At 54.6% G+C, this 7,153-nt stretch carries 5 protein-coding genes; 2 read left to right on the plus strand and 3 right to left on the minus strand.

Going from position 1 to position 7,153, the window contains the following annotated elements; translation table 11 throughout:
• Positions 1-3 precede the first annotated feature (3 nt).
• A complete protein-coding gene (gene asnS, locus TLL_RS12585; protein WP_011058304.1) occupies positions 4-1,392 on the plus strand; it encodes an asparagine--tRNA ligase in 1,389 nt (462 codons plus the stop codon).
• Here the strand turns inward: asnS and TLL_RS12590 are convergent.
• The 3 genes from TLL_RS12590 to TLL_RS12600 are packed head-to-tail and all read right to left on the minus strand — an operon-like array spanning position 1,389 to position 5,552.
• On the minus strand, positions 1,389-3,443 hold the full coding sequence (locus TLL_RS12590; RefSeq protein WP_011058305.1) for a cation:proton antiporter: 2,055 nt from the start codon (positions 3,441-3,443) through the stop codon (positions 1,389-1,391). The genes asnS and TLL_RS12590 overlap by 4 nt on opposite strands.
• 51 nt (positions 3,444-3,494) lie before the next feature.
• Complete coding sequence (trpB, locus tag TLL_RS12595) at positions 3,495-4,727, minus strand: tryptophan synthase subunit beta (protein WP_011058306.1); 1,233 nt, start codon at positions 4,725-4,727, stop codon at positions 3,495-3,497.
• A 48-nt stretch (positions 4,728-4,775) separates the two neighbouring features.
• Positions 4,776-5,552, minus strand: a complete 777-nt coding sequence (locus TLL_RS12600; protein ID WP_011058307.1) for a DUF1350 family protein — start codon at positions 5,550-5,552, stop codon at positions 4,776-4,778.
• 75 nt (positions 5,553-5,627) lie between these two features.
• Between TLL_RS12600 and TLL_RS12605 the strand changes: the two genes are divergently transcribed.
• A complete protein-coding gene (locus TLL_RS12605) occupies positions 5,628-6,803 on the plus strand; it encodes a F420-0:Gamma-glutamyl ligase (RefSeq protein WP_164921060.1) in 1,176 nt (391 codons plus the stop codon).
• Positions 6,804-7,153: the final 350 nt, after the last annotated feature.

Raw genomic sequence — 7,153 nt, forward strand, 5'->3', positions numbered from 1 at the left:
CCCATGCAGCAGCGGATTAAGGACATTCTTCACCAAGGTCAAGTGGGCGATCGCATCACGGTCAAAGGCTGGGTGCGCACCAAACGCGAACTCAAGGAATGCACCTTTGTCAACCTCAACGATGGTTCAACCCTAGCCGGCTTGCAGGTGGTTATTCCCAACACAGTGGCAGCAGCAACACCAACCATGAAAGACCTGACCACAGGGGCTGCCGCAGAATTCACAGGCGAGCTGGTGCGCTCCCCTGGCAAAAACCAAGCCATTGAACTCCATGCCGAGGAGATTCACCTTTGGGGCACTGCCGATCCAGAAACCTATCCCCTGCAAAAGAAACGCCACAGTTTTGAATTTCTACGCACCATTGCTCATCTGCGACCACGAACCAATACCCTAGGCGCTGTGATGCGAGTGCGCAATGCCTGTGCCACTGCCATTCACCAGTTCTTTCAGGAGCGGGGATTCCTCTGGGTGCATACCCCCATCATTACCGCTAGTGACTGCGAAGGGGCAGGGGAACTCTTTACCGTCACCACCCTGGATTTGACCCAGCCGCCCAAAACCCCAGAGGGGAAGATTGACTTCAGTCAAGACTTTTTTGGCCGTCGTGCCTACCTCACCGTCAGTGGTCAACTGGAAGCAGAAATTATGGCCACCGCCTTTACCAACGTCTATACCTTTGGCCCCACCTTCCGCGCTGAAAACTCCAACACCTCGCGCCACCTTGCCGAATTTTGGATGGTGGAGCCAGAGATGGCCTTCTGTGACCTCAGGGGGGATATGGAACTGGCGGAGGCCTTTTTGCAGTTTGTCTTTCGCTACGTCCTTGATCACTGCCCAGAGGATATGGCCTTTTTTCAGGAGCGGATTGATCATAGCGTCATGGCAACTGCCGAACAGATGGCCACTCAACCCTTTGCTCACCTCAGCTACAGTGAAGCTATTCAAGTCCTTGAAAAGAGTGGCCGTGCCTTTGAATTTCCGGTGGCTTGGGGGCTAGACCTGCAATCGGAGCATGAGCGCTATCTTGCTGAGGAATACTGCCAGCGCCCCGTCATTGTCTATGATTATCCCGCTGCCATCAAAGCCTTCTATATGCGCCTCAATGACGATGGCAAAACCGTGGCAGCAATGGATATCCTCGCACCCAAAATTGGCGAGATCATTGGTGGCTCTCAGCGGGAAGAACGCTTTGACGTGTTGCAGGAGCGAATTGTGACCCAAGGCCTAGATCCTGCCCCCTACTGGTGGTATTTGGATTTGCGCCGTTATGGCAGTGTCCCCCATGCTGGCTTTGGTCTAGGATTTGAGCGGCTGGTGCAGTTTATGACAGGGATGGACAATATCCGCGATGTCATCCCCTTTCCACGGACGCCGGGCAATGCCGAGTTTTAGCTGAGGCGGGGCGGTTCGCCAAAGAGGATAATTGAAGTTTGCAGCCGTTGGATCACTTGGGTGGTGATGTCACTGACCGCCAGCCCACCTGCTGTGCCGCGCCGAATCGAACGCATTAAAACCAAGTCATAGAGTGCGGCTTCCTCGAGGATGGCAGTGGGAATATCACTGCTGGCAACGGTTTTAATGTGCAGGTTCAGGGGACTTGCGCCTTTGGTTTCCTGTAAAATCTGGCGCAAATTCTCCTCAAACTGGGCCATTTGTTCATAGGGCGTGTTGGGCAAGGCCACGTGCAGCAGCATCACCTTGGCTTCACTGGCACTGCCGAGGGCTTGGGCAAAACTAATAATCCGTAGGGTTCTTGGGCTGAGATCCCGCGTTGGCACCAAAATTGAACGGATATTCTCCGGGTCGTCCAATAGGCGCGTAATGGCCACAGGACAAGGACTTGACCAGAGGACACGGTCAATGATGCTGCCAAAGAGCTGGGTGCGCCAGCTACTGCTTTCCGACCAGCCCAAGACAATGAGACTCGCCTCCTGTTCACGACTAAAGCGACTAATGCCAAGGGCAATGTCCTCATCAATACGGATGGCAGTGGTTGTCTCGACGTTGTAGGGTGCAGCCAGTTCAGCGGCGCGGCGCAGCAGTTTGCCAGAGCGACGGAGCTTGGTATCGAGGTGGGGATCATTCATGTGCACTTGGCAAGGGATAACCGCAACGGCCACAACCCGCCCCGCCTCATGATGGGCCAACAGGGCTGCCAATTCCAGGAGGGGGCGTTGGGTTTGAGGATTGTGGATGGGGACGACAACGGTAAAGGTGTGGGGCTGGGGATCCTCGTGGCCGTTCCACCACGTTGCCAGTTCCTCAATCTCCTCCTGCTCGGGCTGGGGAATTGGCAGCCGACTGGCAGTGCGTGCTGTAATCATCGGGCCAAGAATTGAGGTCACCACCATTAGCACCAGCACACTATTGAGAATGTCATGGGTGAGGATTCCCTCCTGGAAGCCGACTAGGGTTGCCGCTAAGGTGGCCGCCACCTGAGGCAAAGACAGCGACCACATTGTCAACATTTCCATTGAGGTGTAGCGATACCAGCGGGCAGCAAGCCAAGCCGCAATGAACTTGCTGCCAATGAGACCCATGACGATTGCAACGGTAATGCCAATGGAGGCGAGGGTCTTGACAAAGGCAGGAATGTCAATGAGTAGCCCCATGTCCACAAAAAAGCAGGGGATAAAGAGGACACCGCCGATGAACTCCACTTTTTCCTTGACAGGGCTGTCCTCCAGGACATCATTGACGGCTAAACCGGCTAAAAAGGCACCGACAATCTGCTCGATGCCAATAATTTGGGCGCTGATGGAAGCAATCAATAATGTCAAAAGAATGAAAAGAAATTGGTTCCCCTGCGCATCGCCCGATCGCCGGAAAAGCTCCTTACCAATGCGGTCAAACCCCCACAGAAGCAGAAAGCAATACAGACCCAGGGCAATGAATTGGCTGAAGAGACTCAATACCGTAAACTCACCGCGGTTGATGCTCACACAGATGGCCAGCACCATCAGCGCCGCCGTATCGGTAAAAATGGTTGCGCCAACCGTGATAATCACGGCTTCATTGTGGACAACCCCCAACTGCCGCACAATTGGATAGGCCAGAAGGGTATGGGAAGCCAGCAGCGAGCCAATGAGGAGCGAGCCATTCCAGTCAAAACCAAACCAGCGACCAATGGTGAATCCGGTTGCCAGGGGGATCATGAAGGTCAAGGTCCCGAATAACAGGGAGCGATCGCGAGTTCTGTGAAAATGGCTCAGATCAATTTCTAGCCCCGCCACAAACATTAAATAGACTTTGCCAATGCCGGAGAGCAGTTTGATGGTGTCGCTGTCGTGTTCTAGGAACTGTAGCCCATTTGGCCCAAGGAGCACCCCCGCCAACAGCAGCCCCACTAGTCCCGGTAGCTGCAGCCGCTCAAACAGCGGCGGAATGACTAAAATAACGGCCAAAAGAACCATAAAAATAAAAACGGGGCTGTGGATGTTCATGGCTCCACTCTACAGGTGACTTTATTAAAAAAGGTTAAGAATCCCCCGTACCTACTGCGCCTCGAAATAACGGCCAATGGTTTCCACGTCCTTATCGCCACGTCCTGAACAGTTAATGACGATGCGCGGCTGACCCGTCAATTGGGGGCATAGGGTTTCCAGGTAGGCCAAGGCATGGGCGGTTTCCAGGGCGGGGAGAATCCCCTCCAACTGAGCGAGGCGCACACAGGCCGCCACCGCCTCAGTATCGGTGACACTGTAGTATTCTGCCCGACCAATGTCCTTGAGGTAGCTGTGCTCTGGCCCCACCCCTGGATAGTCTAAACCAGCGCTAATGGAGTGGGCCTCAACCACCTGACCATCGGCATCCTGCAATAGATAGCTCATGGCGCCGTGGAGCACTCCCACTTCCCCTTTGGTGAGGGTGGCGGCATGGTGACCGGTGTCCAGCCCTTGACCGGCAGCTTCAACACCAATTAAGCGCACTTGGGGTTCCTCAACAAATTCATGGAACAGTCCCATGGCATTTGAGCCACCACCAACACAGGCAAGGAGAATATCCGGCAGACCGCCCCATTTCTCAAGGCACTGCTGGCGGGTTTCAGCCCCAATGACGGCGTGGAATTCCCGTACGAGCATTGGGTAGGGATGGGGGCCTGCCACTGAACCCAAGATGTAATGGGTGGTTTCAACATTTGTCACCCAATCGCGAATTGCTTCTGAGGTGGCATCTTTGAGGGTTCCTGTGCCGGCACTGACGGGGGCCACTTCTGCTCCCAATAGACGCATCCGCAACACATTTAACCGCTGCCGCTCCATATCCTGTACCCCCATGTAAATCACACATTGGAGGCCAAAGCGGGCACACACCGTTGCTGTGGCTACCCCATGCTGACCGGCGCCTGTTTCAGCAATAATGCGCTGTTTGCCCATGCGTTTGGCGAGGAGAACCTGACCGAGGGCGTTGTTGATTTTATGGGCACCGGTGTGATTCAGGTCCTCCCGCTTGAGGTAAATTTGCGGTTGGACCTGATCATGGGCATAGTGGGCGCTAAGGCGTTCGGCAAAGTAGAGTGGACTGGGGCGACCAACATAATCCCGCAGGAGCTGCTGCAATTCTGCTTGGAAGTCAGGGTCTTGGCGGTAGTGGGCAAAGGCCGCCTCCAATTCACTGAGGGCGGGCATCAGGGTTTCAGGAACATACTTGCCACCAAAGCGACCAAAGCGACCCCGGGCATCGGGGCGAGCAGCAGCACTGAGGGCAGCAGAGGGGGCAACAGTCACGGGCAAATTCCTTTCTTCATTCAGGGTTTCTTATGCGATTGTGCCACGTTACGGGCGGCAACGGCGGGCGGCGCCCAAGGGATTGAGCCACTCCAATAGGCAGGCCTCAAGAACTGGCATTTCGGGAAAGAGACTTTGCTTGATCCACTGGCCGAGGGCATCCAAGGGAGAAAATTCTGCGCCAACTTGCCACTTGAGGTCTTGGCTAAGGGGGGTGAGGTGATTCCCCGGTAGCTTGAGGGCAGTGACCATATCGCCAAATTTGGCTCTGAGGAGACTGCGCAGCCGCGCCGTTTGGTCAATGTCGTCATCCTGGAAGCGAATCAGGAGGTTGCGGCGCACGGGATAGCGCTTTTGAATGAAGTGTTCGGTTTCGGTTGGGCTGGGGGTGAATTCAACACTGGCGGGGCCCAGGTTGTCCATCCAAGGAATGGATTGACTGGCGGGGTAGTTGTTGAAGGCCATGAACATATTCCCAGCCCGATCGCCATCGTAAAGACTATTGATCAGCAGGTGCAATTTGCAGCCCATACTGTGCCCTAGACCATAGATGGGCAGTGCTGGCGGGTAGCCTTGGCGGTGTACCAGCCAATCAAGGGCATAGTCGAGTTTATTGAGGGCATCGAGGGCGATCGCCCCATGATCAAAGCTATTCACAAAGGGTGTGGCAATAATGCCATAGTTTGCCTCCGCTAGGTGCTCCAACAGGCGCCGATAGGTCAACTGCGGTGCCGCTGCCACAAAGGCTCCCCCTAGAAAGTGAATCCACCCCAAGGGGCGCTGGGGAATACACAGCCAGTTGCCGCGAACCTCTTGCCACTCCAAAATTCAGTCACTCCAAAAATGCCTAACTGACTGTAATCTAGCGAATACGGGAAATACAGTGGTACAGGACACGTGATGATTGCAACGGTGATGGGGATAGGGGCAGCCGCCCTTGGATCACTAGTCCTTTTGGGGGCGATCGCTCTGGAATGGCGGTATCGCCGGCGGCCAGCCCATCCCCTGGAAGTGATCCGTGCTACTTGGAATCTAGAAATCTACGAGCCAACCCACTACCGTTTTGTTGGGCTACTGGGGTTGAGCAATCCCCACCGTGGTCTTGAGGTGATGGTGCCCCAGTTGTGGGCAGAGGTGGTGTTGCTGTCCGAGGGCAGCGTGGAGGACATTGAAACAAATGTGCAGGTTATCCCCCGCCACCCGGAGCCAGAGTGCCCGCCCCGTGCCGATGGCTATTGGTTTGCCTATATTGTCAAGTCCACAAAGCAAACAAATGTCGAGATTTGCGTGGATTTGCAGGGAATCGGTGTGAGCGAGGTCAAGGCGGCTTGGGTCAAGATTCACTACGTTGCCTATGGCGCCCATGGTCGCTTCCCGAAAACCCATCATGAATTTATCCCCCTGAAGTTTCCGGCCAAGGGAGAAACGGGTGTGTGGCGGCCGGCAGAGGGAGCTCAGGTGCTACCCATTCGCACCCATTTACTGACGCCTTTGGATATTCTCCCCGAGGTACTCAATCGCTACGTTATGCCCCATGCCCAACCGGGAGATATTGTGGCCATTGGTGAAACCCCCATTGCCATCATCCAAGGCCGTCTTAAGGATCCAGCCCAACTGCGCCCCGGCTGGGTAGCAACGCGGGTCTGTCAATTCTTTCTACCCACCTCCAGTTTGGCCACGGCCTGTGGCATGCAAGCCCTCGTTGAAGAAGTGGGGGAGTTGCGGGTGCTGTTGGCTTTTATTGGCGGAGCGATCGCTAAAATCTTTGGCCACAAGGGCGGTTTCTATCAATTGGCTGGTGAACAAGCTCGCCTCATTGACGATGTCACCGGCACACTGCCCCCCTACGACCAATTTATTGTCATGGGGCCTGCCAACCCCCAAGCCATAGTCGATGATCTGGCGGCTCAAACCAGCCTTGGCGTAGCCATTGTTGATGTCAATGACCTAGGGGCAGTCAAAGTTTTGGCCGCAAGCAAAGGGGTTTCTCATCAGCTGCTGATCAAAGCCCTAAGGAAAAATCCCGCCGGCAACGCCGATGAGCAAACCCCCATTGTGCTAATTCGGCCTTTCTAGTTTTTTCTTTTTCCATTGATTGGGCTGGGGGAGACTGCCAGCACGAGAGAAAAGATTCAACAATACTTTCAAAGGAATTCTGCACGTTTCCACTGATTCGGCTGGGAGAGACTCCCAGCACAGACCCCCCTTAGGAGGTGCTCTGGAGCGACTAGAGCACAACTCATTTTCAAGCATCTAGTCCTGATCATTATTTTGTTTTTGTAAAATTTTTATATCCGCGGCTGCTTGGGGGCGCAATCTCTCTCTAGGACCGGGTTTCCAGAAAAGTCAAGTACCTCCAAATCGGATAGAAATGCTCCTAAGGCTGAGGGTGTCTGGATTAGGGAAAATTTCTGAGCCAGGAGAAT

The sequence above is a fragment of the Thermosynechococcus vestitus BP-1 genome (assembly GCF_000011345.1).
Lineage (GTDB): Bacteria > Cyanobacteriota > Cyanobacteriia > Thermosynechococcales > Thermosynechococcaceae > Thermosynechococcus > Thermosynechococcus vestitus.

What these genes read in the sequence shown, in the direction of transcription:
- TLL_RS12590 (WP_011058305.1), bottom strand. Translation starts at nt 3,443, where the DNA reads ATGAACATCCACAGCCCCGTTTTTATTTTTATGGTTCTTTTGGCCGTT.
- TLL_RS12605 (WP_164921060.1), top strand. Translation starts at nt 5,628, where the DNA reads ATGATTGCAACGGTGATGGGGATAGGGGCAGCCGCCCTTGGATCACTA.
- asnS (WP_011058304.1), top strand. Translation starts at nt 4, where the DNA reads ATGCAGCAGCGGATTAAGGACATTCTTCACCAAGGTCAAGTGGGCGAT.